The organism is Sorangium sp. So ce1504, assembly GCF_051521635.1.
Taxonomy (GTDB): Bacteria; Myxococcota_A; Polyangia; order Polyangiales; family Polyangiaceae; genus Sorangium; species Sorangium cellulosum_B.
This window is the reverse complement of record NZ_CP150365.1, coordinates 8,492,285-8,511,993: the sequence shown is the minus strand read 5'-3', so window position 1 is coordinate 8,511,993 and position 19,709 is coordinate 8,492,285. Positions and strand designations below refer to the sequence as shown.

Sequence of the window (19,709 nt, the reverse complement as noted above, 5' to 3'; positions counted from 1 at the left end):
GCTTGGCGCGAGCTCTCGTTGCGTGATGGCTGCATGAGGGCGAGCATGGATATCCAGGGAAGCTGGGTGAGTTGAAACAGGGAGTCTCGGGATACCGGCGCCCTGCTGACCCGCTCTGTGTGCTCGGTCCACCGCGGGCCTGCCGGGCGGCCGGCGGCGCTGGTCCCGGCGCGAGGCCGCCGCCTCGCGATCGGCGCGCCCCGGCGCCGTCTTGCGCGCGGCTTGAGCTCTCGCCGCGCTGCTCCTACGCTGCGCGGCGTGAGCGCCGCCGGCCGAGCTGCGCCGCACCCGAGCGGCGCGCCAGGGAGCACCCCCGTTCCCTGGGAGCCGCTCTTCCACGAGAAGAGCCGGCTCTACTGGCCCATCCGCCCCCTCGCCGAGGCGTTCGCGGGGTGTGCCGGCTGGCCGCTGGTAGAGGACTACAACCGGGCGCTCGGCGAGGGGTTCCCCGTGCGCTTTGCGGAGCAAAAGCCGCGGCCTCGTCGGCGCGGGCGGCGCGGGCCCGTCGACCCCTCGGCGCTCTACGACGCGCGCATCCACGTCGAGGGCTGCGTGCCCACGCGCCCGAGCAACTGGCACGACTTCCTCAACATGCTGGTGTGGGGCGCCTTCCCGCGCGCCAAGGCGGAGCTCCATGCGCGCCAGCACCGGGCGATCGCCGCGCGCCTCCATCCAGGCGCCGAGGCGCTCCCTCCGGCGCGCACGCGCGAGCTGGACGGGCTCGCGCTCCTCGACGAGGGCGGGCTCCTGCTGCTCCACAACAACGCGCGCGAGGCGCCCCTCCTCGGCGATGCCTCCGATCTGGAGCGCTGCGCCGGTGAGGTGCGGGACGCCGTGCAGCGGGGCGAGGCCGCGGCGCTCGTCTTCGGCCACGCGCTGTACGAGAGCCTCCTCCAGCGCGGACCGATGGTCTACGCGATGGTGCAGTCCATCCCGTGCGACGGACCGCTGCCCGCCGCGCCGGCCGCGCTCGTGGCGCTGGCCGACACGCGCCTCGGCGACGTGCTGCGGTCACCCGACAGCTTCGTGCGCCCGGAGCGCAGCCCGCGCCTCCCCCTGGACGAGCGCGTCCTGTGCAGGTGATGGTAAGTGACGGCCGCGGCCGGGGGACGACGGCGCCCTGAGCGTGCGAGGGGCTCGCGCCGCTCTCAGGGGCGCCGTCGCGCCGCGAGCGCATAGACGAGCGGCAGTCGACGCTCGAACTTCTTCATGCGGAACTGCCCTGGCGGTCCTTCCACCATGTCCGGAAAGATGTCGTAGGGGGACCAGTCGAGCTCGCGCAGGCGCTCCAGCGTGAGGCCCGCGTCGAGGAGCGCCGACACCACCGTCCCGATCCCGTGGTTGAAGCCGACCTCCTTCAGCGTCACGGGCGCGCTCCTGTCGGCGTACGTGCCTGTCTCCTCGGTGACGATCGGCTCCCCGTGCCCATCGTAGTCATAGGCGATCTGCTCGAATGCATTGTCGAAGATCCACACGAGGGGGTGGAACTCGACGACGTGCAGGACGCCCCCGGGCTTCAGGCACGCTGCGGCCGCGCGCGCCCAGCGCGTCATGTCCGGGAGCCACCCGAGGACGCCGTACGAGGTGAAGACGATATCGAACGTCTCGCCGCCGAGTGCCTCGGGGGCGTCGTAGACGTTGGCCTCGACGAAGCGCGCGTCCACCGAGAGCTCCTTCGCCAGCGCGCGCGCCGCCGTGATGGCCTCGTCGGAGAGGTCCAGCCCGGTGACGCGGGCGCCCTGCCGCGCCCAGGAGAGCGTGTCCTGCCCGAAATGGCACTGCAGGTGGAGGAGCGTCTTTCCGCGCACATCGCCGACCTGCTCGAGCTCGATCGGCTTGAGAGAGCTCGCGCCGGCCCGGAACGAGGCCAGATCGTAGAATTTCGAGGCCAGGTGCACGCGGGTGCGCGCGTTCCAGGCGGCGCGGTTCAGCGCAAACCAGTCGGCTTCGGACATGGGGAACTTGTTATCACAACGTTCGTCGCGTGGTCTGCGTCGGATCGCTGCCGCGCTCGGACGCCGTCCCTGCGCCGCAATGTGCGCCCCTGGGCACATCGCCGCTTCCGTCCGCCGTCACGCCGCCACGACGGCGCTCTCCCCCTCGACAGCCGCCTTCGGGTCATACCCCAGGTTCGGCGACAGCCACCGTTCCACCTCCTCGACCGTCATCCCCTTGCGCTTCGCGTAGTCCGCGACCTGATCCCTGCCGAGGCGCCCCACCATGAAATACCGCGCCTTCGGGTGCGCCAGGTAGATGCCGCTGACGCTCGCCGCCGGCGTCATCGCGCAGCTCTCCGTCAGCTCGATGCCGACCGACGGCGCGTCGAGCAGCGCGAACAGCTTGCGCTTCTCGGTGTGATCCGGGCACGCCGGGTACCCGAACGCCGGCCGGATCCCCCGGTACTTCTCCTCGATGAGCTCCTCGCTCGTCAGCGCCTCTCCCGCGCCGTACCCCCAGTCCTTGCGCGCGCGCTCGTGGAGCAGCTCGGCGAACGCCTCCGCGAGCCGGTCCGCCAGCGCCTTCGCGATGATCGCGCTGTAGTCGTCCTTGTCCTTCTCGTACGCGCGCACGATCTCGTCGAGCCCGAGCCCCGCCGTCACCGCGAACGCGCCGACGTGATCGGCGAGCCCGCGCTCCCGCGGCGCCACGAAGTCGGCCAGCGACAGGTGCGGCCTCACCCCGCCCGCGGCCTTGTCGCCGCCGTCTCCGTCCTCCTCGGCGCCGCCCTGCCCCTTCACCTGCTGCTGGCGCAGCATGTTGAACCGGACGAGCTCCCGCTCCCTCGCCTCGTCCGCGTAGAGCACGATGTCCCGCTGCTCGCCGCTCGCCGGCCAGAAGCCGTAGACGCCCCGCGCCTCGAGCAGGCGACCCTCGATGATCCGCTGCAGCACCTTCTGCGCGTGATCGAACAGCTCGCGCGCCGCCTCGCCGTACTGCGGGTGCTCCAGGATCTGCGGGAACGGCCCCCTGAGCTCCCACGCGGTGAAGAAGAACGTCCAGTCGATGTACCTCGCGACCTCCGAGAGCGGCACCTCCACCACGCGGCGCCCCGTGAACGACGGCCTCGCGATGTCCTCGGGCCGCCAGGCGATCTCGAGCCGCCCCCCGTCCGCCGCGGCGAGCGTCACGAGCGGCTTCGCCCGCTTCCTCGCGAAGAGCTCGCGCAGCCGGCGCTGCTCCTCCCGGTTCTGCGCGTCGAAGGCCGGCCGGTTCGCCCGATCGAGCAGGCTCGACACCACGCCCACGGCCCGCGACGCGTCGAGCACGTGCACCACCGTCCCGCTGAACTCCGGCGCGATCTTCACCGCCGTGTGCTGCCGGCTCGTCGTCGCCCCGCCGATGAGCAGCGGCAGCCGGATTCCGCGCCGCTCCATCTCGCGCGCCACGCTGACCATCTCGTCGAGCGACGGCGTGATGAGGCCGCTCAGCCCGATCATGTCGGCCTCCTCGCGGAGCGCCGCCTCCAGGATCCTGTCCTGGTGCACCATCACGCCGAGGTCGATCACCTCGTAGTTGTTGCACCCGAGCACCACGCCCACGATGTTCTTGCCGATGTCGTGCACGTCGCCCTTCACGGTCGCCATCACGACCTTCCCCTGCGACGACGAGCCCCCGGCGGCCTTATCGGCCTCCATGAACGGCAGCAGGTGCGCGACGGCGCGCTTCATCACGCGGGCGCTCTTCACCACCTGCGGCAGGAACATCTTCCCGGCGCCGAACAGCTCGCCGACGACCTTCATCCCGTCCATCAGCGGCCCCTCGATGATGGAGAGCGGCCTCTCGTACTTCCTCCGCGCCTCCTCCACGTCCGCCTCGATGAAGTCGACGAGCCCCCTCACGAGCGCGTGCGAGAGCCGCTCCTCGACCGGGCCGTCGCGCCAGGCGAGGTCGAGCTCCTTCTTCTTGCCCTTGCCCTTCACCTGCTCGGCGAGCTCGACGAGCCGCTCGGTCGCGTCCGGGCGCCGGTTGAAGAGGACGTCCTCCACCCGCTCGAGCAGGTCCCTCGGGATGTCCTCGTAGACCGCGAGCTGCCCCGCGTTCACGATGCCCATGTCCATTCCGGCCCGGATCGCGTGGAACAGGAAGGCCGAGTGCATCGCCTCGCGGACGACGTTGTTCCCGCGGAACGAGAACGACAGGTTCGACACGCCGCCGCTCACGCGCGCCCCCGGGCAGGTCGCCTTGATGATCCGCGTCGCCTCGATGAAGTTCTTCGCGAAGTCGCTGTGCTCCTCGATGCCGGTCGCGATCGCGAGGATGTTCGGGTCGAAGACGATGTCCTGCGGATCGAAGCCCGCCTCCTCGGTGAGCAGCCTGTACGCGCGCTGGCAGATCGCGACCTTGCGCTCCACCGTCTCGGCCTGGCCGATCTCGTCGAAGGCCATCACCACGACCCCCGCCCCGTAGCGCCGCACGGCGCGCGCCTTCTCGAGGAAGTCCTCGGGCCCCTCCTTGAGGCTTATCGAGTTGACGATCCCCTTGCCCTGGATGCACTTGAGCCCCGCCTCGATGACCGACCACCTCGAGCTGTCGACCATGATCGGGATGCGGGCGATCTCGGGCTCGGTGGCGACGAGGTTCAGGAAGGTCGTCATCGCCTGCTCGGAGTCGAGCATGCCCTCGTCCATGTTCACGTCGAGGAGGTTCGCCCCGCCGCGCACCTGATCGAGCGCCACCTCCAGCGCGGTCGTGAAGTCGCCCTTCTTGATGAGCTCCATGAACCGGGCCGAGCCGGTCACGTTGGTCCGCTCGCCGATCATCAGGAAGTTCGTGTCGGGTCGGATGACGAGCGTCTCCAGGCCGGCGAAGCGCCCGAAGCCGTCGCGGTCCGCGGGCACGGGCCGCGGCCGGAGCTCCGCCGTCGCCCGGGCGATCGCGCGGATGTGATCCGGCGTCGTCCCGCAGCAGCCGCCCACGATGTTCACGAGCCCGCTCTCCGCGAACTCCGCGAGCAGCCGCGACGTCGTCTCCGGGAGCTCGTCGTACTCGCCGAACGCGTTGGGCAGGCCCGCGTTCGGGTAGCAGCTCACCCGCGCCCGGGCGAGCTTCGCGAGATCCACGAGGTAGGGCCGCATGTCGCTCGCGCCGAGGGCGCAGTTGAGGCCGACGCTGAGCGGGCTCGCGTGCTCCACGCTCGTCCAGAAGGCGTCGATCGTCTGGCCGGAGAGCGTCCTGCCGCTCCTGTCGGTGATCGTCACGCTGAGCAGGATCGGCAGGCGCCGCCCCTTCTCCGCGAAGACCTCCTCCATCGCGACGAGGCACGCCTTCATGTTCAGCGTGTCGAGGAACGTCTCCGCGAGGATCACGTCGACCCCCCCGTCGACGAGCCCGCGCACCTGCTCCGCGAACGCCCGCCGCAGCTCGTCGAAGCCGACGGCGCGGAACGACGGGTCGTTCACGCTCGGTGAGATCGACAGCGTCTTCGGCGTCGGCCCCATCGCGCCCGCGACGAAGCGCGGCTTGCCGGGCGTGCGCGCCGTCCACGCGTCGGCCGCCTTCCGGGCGATCTGGGCCGCGGTCAGGTTGATCTCGTAGGCGAGCGACTCGAGCCGGTAGTCGGCCTGGGCGATCGAGGTGCCCGTGAAGGTGTTCGTCTCGATGATGTCGGCGCCGGCGTCGAGGTACGCGCCGTGGATCTCGGCGATGACGTCCGGCCGCGTCAGCACGAGGAGATCGCTGTTGCCCTTGAGATCGATCGCGTGGTCGCGGAAGCGCTCGCCGCGGTAGTCGGCCTCGTCCAGGCGGTAGCGCTGGATCATCGTACCCATCGCGCCGTCGAGGCACAGGATCCGGTGTTCGAGGATCTCCTCGAGGCGCGCGGGGCGTTCGCTTCCGTTCATGGCTCTGCTCATCTCCTGGGCTTCTTTCCCGTGGGCGCTGCGGCCGCAGGGCAGCCGTTCTGCCGCGAGGGCTGGGCGGCCCGGGGCCCGTCGTCGCCCGGCTTGCGGTCCAGGGGACGGTCGAGGCCCGTCCCACGCGGCGGACATGGACCGAAATGTTTAATCTCTCAATCCGGATTAACGAATTGAAAACTGCCGGGCCTGCCTGCCGGTGTCAAGCGTCGGCTGCGAGCGGGCGATGGCGGCGGTCCCTGCCGCGGGCTCATCTGTGCACGCTGCGCGATGCTGCTGGATGGCCGACCGGGTGGTCGCGTCTGGGCGCACTGGCAGCAGGGCGCGCGCCGGGCGAGCGGCGAGCTGGTGGTCATCCATGGACGAACGGGCGGCCAGGGCGCCGCCTGACGCCGCTCCGGCTGAGGCACTGGCGGACATCGCTGAAGGTGCGTATCTTTGGCGAGCCCTGAGCACCCCACCCCAGGGCACGGCCGGCCGGGCTCACCGCACGGTTCGCCTTGCTGCGGGGCGAGCGCCCCCCGAGACAGGACCTGCCGTCCCCCGCCGACAAAGCACGCAGAGGAGATTCCAGGATGATCACGATCACAGAGAAGGCAGCCGAGAAGGTGATGGAGATCGCGACAGCGGAGGAGCTGATGGGGCAGGGATTGCGCCTGCGCGTCGTGGGCGGTGGGTGCGCCGGCTTCTCGTACGACCTGTACTTCGAGGACAAGCCGACGGAGTTCGACGAGGAGTTCGAGGACAGGGGAATCAAGCTCTACATCGACCCGCTGAGCTTCCAGTACCTGGACGGCACGGAGATTGATTACGTGGAAGGCCTCCACGGCTCGGGCTTCAAGTTCAGCAACCCGTCGGTGAAGAGCACCTGCGGCTGCGGCTCCTCGTTCTCCGTCTGATTCCGTTCGTTCCGTCAGATTCCCTCTGATCGGGCGCCCGCTCTCTTCGCGGGCGTCGCCTCCGTCCTGGCTCGCGCCGCTCGTCTCTCGAGCGGCCTACGCGAGATGCACACGGGCCGCGTGAGCGCGTCTGCCCGGAGCATCGCGGCCTTCCTGGCTCTCTAGCGCCTTCGGTTTGGCTCGTCCCTCGCTCGGGCGCGCCTGAGGCGCGTGCGCCAGCGCTTCGCAGCCATGGTGTACAAGCTGCCCGCCCGGGGCGGCATGCCAGCTGCATCGCAGCCTGGGTGGGCTGCTCTCTTCGGAATCTCGAACCAACCACGTCGGCGGCAAGTGCCGGCGAAGCGATCAACGCGATCGAGGTCCGGCCCCGGCCGACCTCGACAGCAGGAGACGGGGTCCGGCGTCGGCCGGCCTCACCAACCGAACCGGGGTCTTCGGACCTCGAAGGAAACCCTGTGCAAACGTCCCGAGATCAGGCCAGCGCGGTTTCGCGCTACATCACGCATGTTCGGCAGATCCCGGAGCTGTCGCGCGAGGAAGAAGTCGAGCTCGCTCGACGGTGGCGGGACCACGGCGACGAGCAGGCCGCAGCCGCGCTCGCGCTCGCAAACCTGAGGCATGTTGTCTCGATAGCGATCAGCTACCGGCGTTACGGGATCCCGCTCGCCGACCTCATCGCCGAGGGGAACTTCGGGATCGTCCACGCGATCCGCAAGTACGACCCGGACCGCGGAAACCGCTTCGTGACCTACGCGGCCTACTGGATCCGGGCGTACATTCTGAACCACGTCATCCACTCCTGGAGCCTGGTCGGCGTGGGCTCGGGCCCGCTCCGCTCGAAGATGTTCTTCCGGTTGCGGCGGGAACGGGCGCGCATCGCGGGCCTCGTGGGCGAGGGGGAGGAGGGGGATCGGCTGCTGGCCGAGAAGTTCGGCGCGCCCGCGGAGAAGGTGCTGGAGATGGCTCACCGGCTGGAGGCCCGGGACGTCTCGCTCGACACGAAGGTGTTCGAGGACGGCGCCCGCTCGCTGGTCGACACGCTGCCCGCGGACGATCAGGACCAGGAGGAGCGCTTCTCGCGCGCGGAGGAGGGGGCCCTGCTCCGGGAGCGGCTGACGCAGGCGGTGGAGAACCTGGACCCGCGCGAGCGGTACATCGTCGAGACCCGGATGATGGCGGATCCCGAGGAGGAGCTGTCGCTCGCCGAGATCGGGCGTCGCCTGGGCGTGTCGCGCGAGCGGGCTCGGCAGCTCGAGGCGCGCGCCAAGAAGAAGCTGCGCGACCGGCTCCAGCCGCTGGCGGCGTAGCGACTTGCCACAGGTGAGCGGCGGGCGAGCACAAAAGCACGAAGCCCCGCCGGGGCGGAGCTTCGTGGTCGCAGGAGACGTAAGCCGAGTTCTGTTGCGCGGGGAGTCGCCCCCCTCGCGCCGGCGATCATTCCTCTAGGACGCGCGTCGCCGCGCGCCTCAAGCAGCCAACCCGGAGGCCTGGGGCGGGCAACCCTTGCCGCGGCGGCTGTCGCCGTCGCGGACGCCTCCCTACGCGGCCTTGCTCCAGGTGGGGTTTGCCGTGCCACCCTTGTTGCCAAGGGCGCGGTGGGCTCTTACCCCGCCGTTTCACCCTTGCCGCGCGGCGAGCCAGCGGAGGCTCGGAGCCCAGCCCATCCGGGCAGGAGGCTCGTTGCCCTCGCCAAGCGCGCGGCGCGGCGGTCTGTTCTCTGTTGCACTTTCCTCGAGATCGCTCTCACCGGGCGTTACCCGGCACCCTGCCCTGCGGAGCTCGGACTTTCCTCCCGCGGCCGGGTTTCCCCGTCCGCCGGCGATCGCCTGTCCCGCTGCGACGCGGCGAACATAGTCAAGAGCCGGTCGAACGCCAACACCTGAGGTCGGAGAACGGGCGCGACTGCATGCCGTGGAGTGTCTTGTCCTTTCAAAGCCAAGCTCCGGCGGTGGCGCTGTTGCTCCCCTGCTCGTGGTCAGCATTCGGGGACAGGCCCGCTCCTTGGTCAGGCTCAGGTGCGGCGGAGCTTCTGCGCCATCTGAGCGCCCAGCTCGGCCGAGCGGTTGGACGCCGCCTCCACCGCGTCGATCAAGGTGCGGCGGAGGCCGCCTGCCTCGAGCGTGTGGAGCCCCGCGATGGCCGTGCCGCCGGGGCTCGTCACCATGTCCTTCAGGCGGCCGGGGTGCTCGCCGGTCTCGAGCTGGAGCTTGGCGGCGCCGTACACCGTCTGCGCCGCGAGCAGCAGCGCCGCGTCCCGGCCGAGGCCGACCTTCACGCCGCCGTCCGCGAGCGCCTCGATCATCACCATGACGTAGGCGGGCCCGCTGCCCGACAGGCCGGTCACCGCGTCGAGCAGCGACTCGTCGAGCACGACGACGCGGCCGACCGCCTGGAACAGGGTCCGCGCGATCTCGACGTCCTCGCTCGTGGCGTGGCTCCCGGCGGCGATCGCCGTGGCGCCGGCGAGCGCGATCGCCGCGGTGTTCGGCATGCTGCGGATGACGCGCGCTCCCTCGGGCAGGCGCGCCTCGATGGCGTCGATCGGCACGCCGGCCGCCACCGAGATCACGACGTCCGAGCGGCCGAGCCCCGACGAGATGGGGGCGAGGATGCGATCGACGACCTGCGGCTTGACGGCGATGACGAGGACGTCGGCCCACTGGCAGAGCGCCTCGTTGTCCTCGGTGGTCTCGATGCCGTAGCGCCCGTGGAGAAAGGAGAGCCGCTCGCTCTTGAGATCGCTCGCGCGGATCTGCTCCGCGCCCACGGCGCCCCCCTGGACGAGGCCGCGGATGAGCGCCTCGGCCATGTTTCCGCCGCCAAGAAACCCGATCTTGCGCCCTCGCAGCAGACCCTCATCGCTCGCCATCGCTCGCCTCGCTTCCAGGAGCGCGCACCCTAGCAGCCTTGCCGAGCGCGCGGCTCAAATCTCGACGGACACCGCCGCGCGGCTGCGTGCCGCGCGTGCCGCCATGGACGTGCAGACAGGCGCGGGGCCCGCTCGCCCGGACCGAGGCGAACACTCTTGTCAGCCGAGCCTGCGGCGTTATTGGTGCGGCGGAATGAACGCAGTCGGTCCCATGTTCGTCGATGGCAGGACGGGACCCTTCGACTGCCCGACGGAGATTTCATGATTCAAGCGGTTTCCTATCGCCCTCGCGCTTCGGCCCTCGCGCTGCTCACGGCGGCGGCGCTGGCCATCGGCGGTTGCGGTCAACAGGCCCACGCCACGCCTCCTTCCACCCAGGCCGCCGCCTCGCCGCAGGCCGCGGCGCCGCCGGTCGCGACCGTGACGCTCCCGCCGGCGACGGCGCCGGTGCCGGCCACCTTCGATGTCGCCGCCCTGTCAGATCGGGTCAAGCCGATGGTCGTCAACATCACGACGACGCATGAGGTCCAGGGGCCCGAAGGGCTCGACCCCTTCCAGTTCTTCTTCGGTCCGCAAGGCGGCGGACGGCTCAACCCGCGGGGCCAGCAGCCGACGCAGACGGCGCTCGGGACCGGCTTCATCATCGACCCGAGCGGCTACGTCGTGACGAACGAGCACGTCATCCACGACGCGTCCGGCGTCCGCGTGCGGCTCGCCGACGAGCGGGAGTTCGAGGCCGAGGTCGTCGGCCGCGATCCCAAGCTCGATCTCGCGCTCCTCCGCCTGAAGGGCGCGAGCGGCCTGCCTGTGGCGCCGCTCGGGGCGAGCGAGCAGCTGCGGGTCGGCGAGCACGTGCTCGCGGTCGGCAACCCCTTCGGGCTCGGCCACACGGTCACGCTCGGCATCGTCAGCGCGAAGGCGCGCGCGATCGGCGCGGGGCCGTACGACGACTTCATCCAGACCGACGCGTCGATCAACCCGGGCAACAGCGGCGGCCCGCTGTTCAACTGGCGGGGCGAGGTCGTGGGCATCAACACCGCGATCCGGGCGGGCGCGAACGGGATCGGCTTCGCGATCCCGATCGACGCGCTGAAGGACGTGCTCCCGCAGCTCCGCGAGAAGGGCTTCGTCGAGCGCGGCAAGCTCGGCCTCCTGTTCCAGCCCGTCACGCGCGATCTCGCCGCGGCGCTCCAGCTCGACGGGCCTCGGGGCGCGCTCGTCGCCGAGGTCGAGCCGGGCGGCGCGGCCGCGCGCGCCGGCATCAAGCCGGGCGACGTGATCGTGAACGTGAACGGCGTCCCCATCCACCACGCCGAGGAGCTGCGGCGCAACGTGGCGCGCAACGCGCCCGGCTCGGAGATCGCGGTGACGCTGGTGCGCGCCCAGAAGCAGCAACAGGTCGTGGCCAAGCTGGACGCGCTCCAGGACGAGGAGGGCGACGCGGCGGGCCGCGCGCGGCCGAGCCAGGGCGCGCGGCCCGAGCGCCAGCTGAGCGCCGAGAAGCTCGGCATCCAGGTCTCCGAGGCCCCGGGCGGCGGCGTGCGGGTCGACGGGCTCGCCTCGGGCAGCAAGGTCCAGGAGATCGAGGTGGGCGACGTGATCCTCGAGGTGAACGGCGCCCCGGTGAAGGACGTCGCCGGCCTCCGGGCGGCCATCGCCAAGCTCAAGGACGGGTCCGTCGCCCTCCTCAAGGTGCGGCGCGGGAAGCTCGTCCAGTTCGCGGCCGTGCCGATCTCCGCGCGCTGATCCTGCGCCGGGCGTGGCTTTCGCGGCTGGCGCGAGCCGCCGTGCGCCAGCCGCGCCGACCGCGCCCCCCATTCCCGCGTCACCCCACGCCTTGCTGCCGATCGGTGGTGTCCTCTCCACCCAGCGGCGCCTTCGCGGCGCGCGCCGCCTCCGCGAGCGCGCGCTTCTCCGCCTCCGTCTGCTTCACGCGCTCCTCGAGCACGTCGGTGCCGAGGTAGCGGAAGACGTAGACCCCCCCGACGAACATGCAGAGGAACAGGGTGAGCACCCGCCAGAGGACGACGTAGGGCACCACGAACGCGCCGTGGACCCAGGGCGACATGAGCGCGTTCGAGCCGAGCTCGGCGACGCCGCTCGCGCCGGGCGTGGGGGTCATGTAGAGCGCGAAGTTGAGCAGCGTCTGGATCAGGACGACCTGCACGATCGGCGGGCCTACCGAGACGAACGTCGAGGGCGAGGTCGGAATGCCGAGCCCGAGCAGGATGAAGTAGGCGACGGCGAACCGCGAGCAGAAGAAGCCGAACGTGAGCAGCAGCGCTGCGGCGTAGGCGCGCTTGCCGCGGCGCATGTAGATGCGGAAGCCGTGGTGGAACTCGTCCACGCCCAGCAGCAGGCGCGCGGTCGTGGCGCCGGGGGCGGCGAGCGCGGCCTCGGCGCGGGCCCGCAGCCGGGGCACGCGCCGGGCGCCCAGCAGGGCGGCGCGCAGGAGCTTCCCGAGCGGCACCGACAGCGCGCGGACGATCCCCTTGAGGAGCGGCGGGTACGCCGCCGCGGCGATGAGCGCGACGAGGGCCGAGCCGAACATCACGACGGTGAAGAGGAGCAGCCACTCGATCTGCGAGCCCGCCTGCACGACCAGCATCCCGCCCTGCTGCAGCACGAAGATGACCACGGCAGACAGGAGGAAGAAGGTGATCGTGCACGAGGCGGTGAGCAGCTCCGCCGTGGCCACGTCGACGAGCCGCATGCCGCCGTGCACGAGCACGGCGGCCTGCGACGGCGCCGCGCCGGCCTGTCCGGGGGTCACCCCGGCGCAGAACATCAGCACGAACTCCGAGGTCACCGCGGTACGGACGCGGAGCTCGGGCCAGAGGACGCGCCCGAGGGTCCAGATCCTGAGGCCTCCGAACACGCCCTCTTGCAGCGCCAGCACGGCGCCGACGAGCAGCCAGCCCGGGCGCACGTGCGCGAACGCGGCGGCGAGGCTCGCCTGCTTGTCGTGGATCTCGCTGTAGAGGACGTAAGCGAACGACGCGAGCGTGAGCGTGACGATGACCTGGATGCCTCGGATCAGGGTGGCGCGGTTCATACAGGGGCACGCAGCCGGGGTGATCGCATGCGCACGCCCCTATACCCTGTCGCCGGCGCTCGCGACCGTCATGCCTGCGCTCCTCCGGATCGACACCCCTCCCGTGGCGGCCCCGACCACACGGCGCACGCGCGCCGGGTGCGAAGGCCGCTTCGCGCAGGCGCTCCTCGCTCGCCGCGTCCCCCGGGCTCGTCCAGCGCGCCGCGTTCGCCGCCGTCGCTCCGTCGAATCGCGACGCGCATCCGTGCCTTTCGAGGCCAGGTCGAGGAGATGTCTATTGCGTCGCCGGGGGCGGCTCGCGATGCTGCGAGCCTCATGGCGGCACGAAAGATCGCTATCAGTACCGGCGGAGGCGACGCGCCGGGGCTCAACGCTGTGATCCGCGCGGCCACGCTCGGCGCGCTCGAGCGTGGCTGGGAGGTCTGGGGGATCCGGCAAGGGTACCGCGGGTTGCTCGACGACGATCCGGATGGGCTCATCCGCCTGGATCGCGAGCGGGTCCGGGGCATCGCGCACCTCGGGGGCACCATCCTGGGCACCGCGAACCGCGGCGATCCGTTCCATTACCCGACGCCTGGCGAGCACGGGCTCGTCCCCCGGGATCGATCCGAGGATCTCGTGCGGCGGTTTCGCGCGGAGGGGTTCGACGCGCTCATCTCGGTGGGCGGAGACGGATCCATGTGGATCGCGCACCAGCTGCTCCAGCGCGGGCTGCCCCTCGTCATCGGCGTACCGAAGACGATCGACAACGACGTCTGCTGCACGGACCTCACGTTCGGCTTCGACACGGCGGTCTCCATTGCGACCGAGGCGCTCGACCGGCTCCACACCACGACCGAGGCGCACGAGCGGATCATGGTCGTGGAGGTGATGGGGCGGCACGCGGGCTGGATCGCGCTCAACGCCGGGATCGCCGGCGGAGCCGACGCCATCCTGATGCCGGAGATCCCGTTCCGATTCGAGGCGATCGCCGAGAAGATCCGCCTGCGGGAGTCGCGCGGGCGCCGCTTCTCCATCGTCGTGGCGGCCGAGGGGGCGTACGCGCAAGGGGGCGAGCTGATCATCAAGGACGCGGGCGACGCGTTCCGCCGCACCGCCGTGCTCGGGGGCGTGGCCGAGCGCGTGGCCAAGGAGCTCGCGGCCCGCACCGGCAAGGAAGCGCGCTCGATGGTGCTCGGCCATCTCCAGCGGGGCGGCGGACCCACGACGGCGGATCGCTTGCTCGCCCTCCGCTTCGGCGCGGCCGCGGCGCGCTGCCTCGTCGAGGACTGCGGCAGCGGGATGGTGGCGCTGCGCTCGAACCGGATCGAGCTCGTCCCCCTCGAGGAGGTCGCCGGCAAGACGAAGACGGTGCCGCTCGACTCGGACACGGTCGTCACCGCCCGTGAGATGGGGCTGTGCTTTGGAGACGAGGCGCCCGGCCACTTCGTCGCGCCCTGATCGGCGAGCGCGCGGGTCTTCCGCTGTCTCCCTGCTCCTCGGCGAGAGTTATGTAGGATTGTGCGGTATCGCCCCCGGGCCGGGCGATTTCCGCTCGGCGCCCCGTCGGCAGGATTGGCAGGCGGACGGCGGCCGCGCGATCTGAGCTGCGCTGCCAGCCTCGTGTTTGACACTCGTTGAAGGGGGCCGATATCTTGGTTTCCCCTCCGAACCCGCGCACACCCCGGAACATGACGAAAGTCCTCGTATTTGAGAGCGATCCGGCGTTTGCCGGGGAGCTCCGCACGGAATTGGGCCGCCTCGGCTGCACCGTTCAGGTGGTCGACGACGGCAACGTCGGCCTGCAGGCGGCAGCGGCCGAGCGCCCCGACCTCATCCTGCTGTCGATCGAGCTGCCGCGCATGAACGGCTTCTCGGTCTGCAACAAGCTCAAGAAGGACGTGCAGCTCAAGGACGTCCCGCTCGTCATCATGTCGAGCGAGTCGAGCGAAGAGACGTTCGAGCAGCACCGCAAGCTCAGGACGCGCGCGGAGGACTACATCCACAAGCCGATCGCGTTCGGCGAGCTCCTCGAGCACATCCGCAACTACGTCCCGATCGACGGGGACGACGCGGAGGCCGATCCGATCATGATCGATGAGGCCGAGGTGCTCGAGGCCGACATCGACGAGGACTCCGGCGATCCCACGATCATCACGGCCGCCGTGGGCTCGGACGGCACGCCCGGGAGCGTCGCGCCTCCGCCCGCCGTTGCGCCGTCGGTCCCGCCGCCAGTGCCGAGGCCGCCGTCCGCGGCGCCGCCGCCGCCTGCCGCTGGCGCCACGCCGTCCGCGGTGCCGCCGCCCCCCGCGCCGAGGCCGCCGTCCGCGGTGCCGCCGCCCCCCGCGCCGAGGCCGACGTCCGCGGTGCCGCCGTCTGCCGCCACACCGTCTGCCGTGCCGTCGGCGCCCCCTGCCGCCGCTGCGCAGGATCGTGCCCGGGCGTCAGCTCCGCCGAGGCCTCCGCAGGGCGCCGCGGCGCGGTCGGACGCCCGCAAGTCGGACGAGGACATCGAGGAGTTCATCGGCGGCGCGTTCACCCGGCTGATCCGCGACGAGGAGGAGGAGCGCACCGACGTCAGGCCCTCGGTCGCGCCGTCGTCTCGGACGCTGGCGCCCACGAAGACGCCCGTGCCGGCCTCGGCGCCGCCGCCCGTGAGCTCGTCGCCGGTGGCCGCGTACCGGGCGCCGGTCTCCGAGCGCGGTGCCGCGTACCGGGCTCCGGTCTCCGAGCGCGGTGCCGCGTACCGGGCTCCGATCTCCGAGCGCGGGCGGCTGACCCCTGCGCCGCCCGCGCCGCCTCGCTCCGACGCCGACGCGGCCGAGATCGAGCGCCTGCGTGGCGACCTGGACAGGTCCAAGGGAGAGATCGTCCGCCTCACCAAGGAAGTCGCGGCTGCGCGCGCGACCTCGCTCCGCCTCGAGGGAGAGCTCTCCTCGACGAACGACGGCAGCCAGGAGGCGGCCCGCCTGCGGCGCGAGCTGGACGAGCTCAAGGTGAAGCTCGCGTCCGGCGCCGGCGCCGGCTCCAGGCCCGGCGGCGTGTCGAGCCGCGAGTTCCTGGATCTGCGCGAGGCGCTCAACAAGAAGGACAAAGAGATCCTCGCGCTCCGCGACCAGATGTCGCGCAAGGACAAGGAGCTGCTGGAGCTCCGGGATCAGTCGCTGTCGCTCGAGCGAGAGAAGGCCGATCAGGTCGACAGGATCCTGGAGCTCGAGCGCGCGAGCGAGGACCTCGACGGACAGGTCGCGTCGCTCCGCGCGGACAAGGAGCTCGCCGCGAAGCGCGCGGACGACTTCAAGGCACGCGCGGAGAAGCTGCAGGGGCAGATCGTGGCCCGCGACGCCGATCTCTCGTCGGCCCGGCAGGCGCTGATGGACGCGGAGGCGGCGCACACGGAGGCGCTGCGCGCGGCGGCGGACGAGAAGACGCAAGCGATCGCCGCCGTCGAGGCCTCGGCGCAGCGCGAGCTCGAGGAGAGCGCGCAGGTGGAGCGCGAGCGCTTCGAGCAGGCGGCCGCGGGGCACCGGGCGGAGGTGGAGCGGCTCAACGCCGAGCACGCCGCCCGGCGCGAGCAGCAGGCCGCCGAGCACCGCGCCGCCATCGAGAAGCTGACCGGCGAGCACGCCGGCGCCATCGAGAAGCTGACCGGCGAGCACGCCGGCGCCATCGAGAAGCTGGCCGGCGAGCACGCCACGGCGCTGGACCGACTCCGGGCCGAGCATGCGGCGGCGGCGGAGGGGGCGAAATCCGAGCACGCCGCCGCCATGGAGGGGCTGCGGGCCGAGCACGCCGGGGCGCTCGACGCGTCGAGGCGCGAGCACGAGGCCGCCGTCGAGGCGCTGCGGCGCGAGCACGAAGCCGCGGCGGAGCGGCGCGACCGGGAGCACGCCGCTGCGCTGGACACGGTGCGAAGCGAGCACGCCGCCGCCCTGGAGCGCGCTCAGGCGGAGCACGCCGCCGCGCTCCAGGGGGCGCGCGACGAGCACGCCGCCGCGATCGAGAAGCAGCAGGCCGCGCACGCGTCCGCGCTGGAGTCGCTGCGGGGCGAGCACGCGTCCGCGCTGGAGTCGCTGCGGGGCGAGCACGCGAGCGCCGTCGAGGGGCTCCGGAGCGAGCACGCGGACGAGATCGGACGGCGGGATCGCGAGCACGCGGGCGCGCTGCAACGCCTCCAGACCGAGCACGCGCGCGCCCTCGAGGGGCAGGCCGAGGAGCATGCGCGGGCGATCGCGCAACAGACGGAGGAGCACGCGAGGGCGCTCGCGGCCGCGCGCGAGAGCTTCGCAACGCAGCTCGCGGCGCGGGAGCGCGAGCTCATCGAGGAGCGCGAGCAGGCCGTCCGCGACGCCGAGCAGGCCCACGCGAAGCGGGTGGTCGAGCTCGAGGCGCGCGCCGCCGAGCGGCAGGCGCAGCTCGAGGCCGCGCACGCGCAGGCGCTCGCCGACGCGCGCGCGGCGCACCAGGCCGAGACCGCCGAGCGGGAGGCCGCCTGGGCGGCGCAGCGGCGCGAGCTGGACGAGGTCGCCCGCGGGCTCTCCACGGAGCTCGGGCAAGCGCGCAGCCAGATCGCGGACCTCGAGGCCCGGACGCAGGAGCTCGATCGGCAGCTGGAGCAGCGCGCGGGCGAGCTCTCCGCGGCTGCCGCGGAGCGCGAGCGCTTGCTGGGTGAGCTCGCCGAGCGGGCGCAATCCATCGAGGCGCTCCAGGGCCGGCTCGCCGAGGCCGAGCGGCGTGGGAGCGAGCTCGGCGCTCAGCTCTCGCAGCGGACCGAGGAGCGCGACACCCTGCGGGCGCACGGCGAGCAGCTCACCGAGCAGCTGGCCGTCGAGCGCGCCCGCCTGCAGAAGGCACGCTCGAAGTGGGGTGAGGACCGCGTCTCGCTCGAGCGCGCGCGGGAGGCGCTCGCCGCGGCGCTGTCGCAGATCGATCAAGCCGAGGCGCTCTCGATCGAGTGAGCCCTCGGCGCTCCCTGGAGGGCGCTCGGGGCGATCAGCGCGAGAGCGCGGCCGCCCCGAACGCCTCGGGGAGCAGCGCCGACAGCGAGGTGGTCCGCGGCGCCACGCCGTCGGCCTCGGCGGCGATGAGGCGGATCGGGAAATCCACGGCGAACTCGGCGAGGGTTTGCCGGCACATCCCGCACGGGCTGCCGAGCACGGGCCCGCTGGTGGCGACGGTGAGCGCGATCGGATCGCGCTCGCCGGCCGCGACCATCTGCACGATGGCGGAGCGCTCTGCGCAGATGGTGAGCCCGTACGAGGCGTTCTCGACGTTGCAGCCGGTGAACACGCGGCCGGATCGCACGAGGATCGCCGCGCCCACCCGGTAGCTGGAGTACGGCGCGTGCGCCCGCGTCCGGACGGCGAGGGCGGCCTGGTCGAGCGCGTCCCAGTCGATCGCCTGCGCCGCTTCAGCCGAGGTGAGCGCGTCGCTGGCGTCGCGCGGAGGGCGGCTCACGACGCCGTGCTCCCGACGCGGCGGACCCACGTCGAGAGCAGCGCCGTGAATCGGGCGCGCGCCTCCCGGGCGGTCTCCTCGACCTCCTTGTGGTCGAGCTCGCGCTTGGTCAGCCCCGCGGCGAGGTTCGTGACGCACGAGATGGCCGCGGCGGGCACGCCCATGTGCCTGAGCGCGATGATCTCCGGGACGGTGCTCATCCCGACCGCATCGGCCCCGAGCGTGCGCAGCATCCGGATCTCGGCGGGCGTCTCGTACGTCGGTCCGAGCAGCGCGGCGTAGACCCCCTCGCGCAGGGCGACGCCCGTGTCGCTCGCCGCAGTCTTCGCGAGCTCGATCAGCCTGGGATCGTGCGCGTAGGTCATGTCGGGGAAGCGCTTGCCGAGCGCCTCGTCGTTCGGCCCGACCAGCGGGTTCGCTCCCATCAGGTTCAGGTGATCGGTGAGCAGCATGAGGTCGCCGGCGGCGAACCCCGGGTTGATGCCGCCGGCCGCGTTGGTCAGGAGCACGGCGCGACAGCCGAGCCGGGCGAGCACCCGCACGCCGAACACCACCTTCGCCAGCGGGTGCCCCTCGTAGAGGTGCGCGCGCCCCTGCAGGCAGGCGACCTGCACGTCCCCGACGCGGCCGGCGCAGAGGAAGCCGGGGTGCCCGGCGACGGCCGGCCGGGGCATGCCGGGGATGTCCGCGTAGGGCACCTTCACGAGCTCGGCGAGCTCGTCGCCCCAGCCGCCGAGCCCCGATCCGAGCACCACACCAACGCGCGGAGGCGCTGGAATTCGTTCACGAATGACGCGCGCGGCTTCGTCGAGCTCAGGCAGGAGGGTCACCGTGACAAGCTACCCCAGGGCGGCGCAAAGGGTAAACGTCGCAGCGTAAACGTCGCAGATGCACGGCGGCGCCGCGCGTGATAGGGTCGCCGCCCTTTCGGGGCAAGTGACGACGATGGGCACCAAGATCGAAGATTTCTTGAAGGAAAAGAAGATCGACCCCCGCCGCATCATCGCGGCGTCGGTGAAGATCGAGCGGCTGCAGCCGGAGGATCGGGCGATCCGCCTGACCAAGCGGCTGGCGCGTGGCAGCGAGGACGCCGCCAAGAAGAAGGAGGCGGCCAGCGCCAAGAAGCCGCGCAGCGGTCGTCCCGTGACCGACCGCACGCTGAGCGCCGCGCTGCAGGGCAAGGCGATCAGCGGCCCCGCGAAGACGCGCGTTCTTCGCGCGGTCAACCGGGTCCTAGAGCAGAAGAAGCAGGAGAAGGTCGAGCTGTCGGCGCTCTTCGAGCTGCCCAAGAAGGGCGGCGCAGCGGGGGCCGAGGCCGCGGGCTGAAGCCGACGGGGACGACCCGGACGGCGCCGCGATCTCCTCGACTCGCCCGGCTGGAGCGCTCGTTGGCCTGAGGCCGGCGCGGGCTCCAGCCGGGCCCCTTTTTGTCAGGGGCTGAAGGCGCTCGCTACACGCGATCGCGGCGGCGGGAGCCCAGATCGAGCAGGTCGGCGGCGACGAGGGCCACGGTCAGCGATACGGCGATGAAGATCATGCGCCGGAAGGTCGCGCCAATGTGGCTCAAGGAACAACTTTTCTGCGTTCGGCGTAACCGC

At 71.8% G+C, this 19,709-nt stretch carries 13 protein-coding genes and 1 other RNA gene; 7 read left to right on the top strand and 7 right to left on the bottom strand.

Going from position 1 to position 19,709, the window contains the following annotated elements:
• Positions 1–258: 258 nt before the first annotated feature.
• Entirely contained in the window at positions 259–1,083 is an 825-nt protein-coding gene (locus WMF39_RS31985; RefSeq protein WP_437740267.1) for a DUF3025 domain-containing protein, read from the top strand.
• A 65-nt stretch (positions 1,084–1,148) separates the two neighbouring features.
• Here the strand turns inward: WMF39_RS31985 and WMF39_RS31980 are convergent, their stop codons facing one another.
• Positions 1,149–1,955, bottom strand: coding sequence for a class I SAM-dependent methyltransferase (locus WMF39_RS31980; protein ID WP_437740266.1), 807 nt, complete (start codon positions 1,953–1,955; stop codon positions 1,149–1,151).
• Between the two features lie 117 nt (positions 1,956–2,072).
• Positions 2,073–5,840, bottom strand: coding sequence for a methionine synthase (metH, locus tag WMF39_RS31975; protein ID WP_437740265.1), 3,768 nt, complete (start codon positions 5,838–5,840; stop codon positions 2,073–2,075).
• A gap of 587 nt (positions 5,841–6,427) precedes the next feature.
• Between metH and erpA the strand changes: the two genes are divergently transcribed.
• Positions 6,428–6,751 carry an iron-sulfur cluster insertion protein ErpA gene (gene erpA, locus WMF39_RS31970; RefSeq protein WP_437740264.1) on the top strand — a complete coding sequence of 108 codons (324 nt, stop codon included), beginning with the start codon at positions 6,428–6,430 and terminating at the stop codon, positions 6,749–6,751.
• A 455-nt stretch (positions 6,752–7,206) separates the two neighbouring features.
• Positions 7,207–8,058: a sigma-70 family RNA polymerase sigma factor gene (locus tag WMF39_RS31965; RefSeq protein WP_012238497.1), complete on the top strand. Its 852-nt coding sequence runs from the start codon at positions 7,207–7,209 to the stop codon at positions 8,056–8,058.
• Positions 8,059–8,124: 66 nt separating this feature from the next.
• On the opposite strand, the gene rnpB is transcribed toward WMF39_RS31965, so the two are convergent.
• Positions 8,125–8,589: RNase P RNA component class A (gene rnpB / locus WMF39_RS31960), an RNA gene on the bottom strand.
• A gap of 173 nt (positions 8,590–8,762) precedes the next feature.
• The gene (proC, locus tag WMF39_RS31955; RefSeq protein ID WP_437740263.1) at positions 8,763–9,620 is read right to left on the bottom strand and encodes a pyrroline-5-carboxylate reductase; all 858 of its coding nucleotides are present in this window, start codon (positions 9,618–9,620) and stop codon (positions 8,763–8,765) included.
• A 261-nt stretch (positions 9,621–9,881) separates the two neighbouring features.
• Between proC and WMF39_RS31950 the strand changes: the two genes are divergently transcribed.
• Positions 9,882–11,366, top strand: coding sequence for a Do family serine endopeptidase (locus WMF39_RS31950; protein WP_437740262.1), 1,485 nt, complete (start codon positions 9,882–9,884; stop codon positions 11,364–11,366).
• Positions 11,367–11,445: 79 nt separating this feature from the next.
• Here WMF39_RS31950 and WMF39_RS31945 read toward each other — a convergent pair whose 3' ends face one another.
• Positions 11,446–12,675, bottom strand: coding sequence for a lysylphosphatidylglycerol synthase transmembrane domain-containing protein (locus tag WMF39_RS31945; protein WP_437740261.1), 1,230 nt, complete (start codon positions 12,673–12,675; stop codon positions 11,446–11,448).
• A gap of 315 nt (positions 12,676–12,990) precedes the next feature.
• On the opposite strand from WMF39_RS31945, the gene WMF39_RS31940 reads away from it, so the two are divergent.
• Both WMF39_RS31940 and WMF39_RS31935 read left to right on the top strand, forming a co-directional pair.
• The gene (locus WMF39_RS31940) at positions 12,991–14,115 is read left to right on the top strand and encodes a 6-phosphofructokinase (RefSeq protein WP_437740260.1); all 1,125 of its coding nucleotides are present in this window, start codon (positions 12,991–12,993) and stop codon (positions 14,113–14,115) included.
• A gap of 230 nt (positions 14,116–14,345) precedes the next feature.
• The gene (locus WMF39_RS31935) at positions 14,346–17,612 is read left to right on the top strand and encodes a response regulator (protein ID WP_437740259.1); all 3,267 of its coding nucleotides are present in this window, start codon (positions 14,346–14,348) and stop codon (positions 17,610–17,612) included.
• A gap of 34 nt (positions 17,613–17,646) precedes the next feature.
• Here WMF39_RS31935 and cdd read toward each other — a convergent pair whose 3' ends face one another.
• Both cdd and WMF39_RS31925 read right to left on the bottom strand, forming a co-directional pair.
• Positions 17,647–18,111 carry a cytidine deaminase gene (gene cdd / locus WMF39_RS31930; RefSeq protein ID WP_437740258.1) on the bottom strand — a complete coding sequence of 155 codons (465 nt, stop codon included), beginning with the start codon at positions 18,109–18,111 and terminating at the stop codon, positions 17,647–17,649.
• The gene (locus WMF39_RS31925; protein WP_437740257.1) at positions 18,108–18,941 is read right to left on the bottom strand and encodes a purine-nucleoside phosphorylase; all 834 of its coding nucleotides are present in this window, start codon (positions 18,939–18,941) and stop codon (positions 18,108–18,110) included. The genes cdd and WMF39_RS31925 overlap by 4 nt, the downstream gene beginning before the upstream one ends.
• Positions 18,942–19,056: 115 nt before the next feature.
• Between WMF39_RS31925 and WMF39_RS31920 the strand changes: the two genes are divergently transcribed.
• On the top strand, positions 19,057–19,437 hold the full coding sequence (locus WMF39_RS31920) for a hypothetical protein (protein WP_437740256.1): 381 nt from the start codon (positions 19,057–19,059) through the stop codon (positions 19,435–19,437).
• The last annotated feature ends 272 nt before the right edge of the window (positions 19,438–19,709 follow it).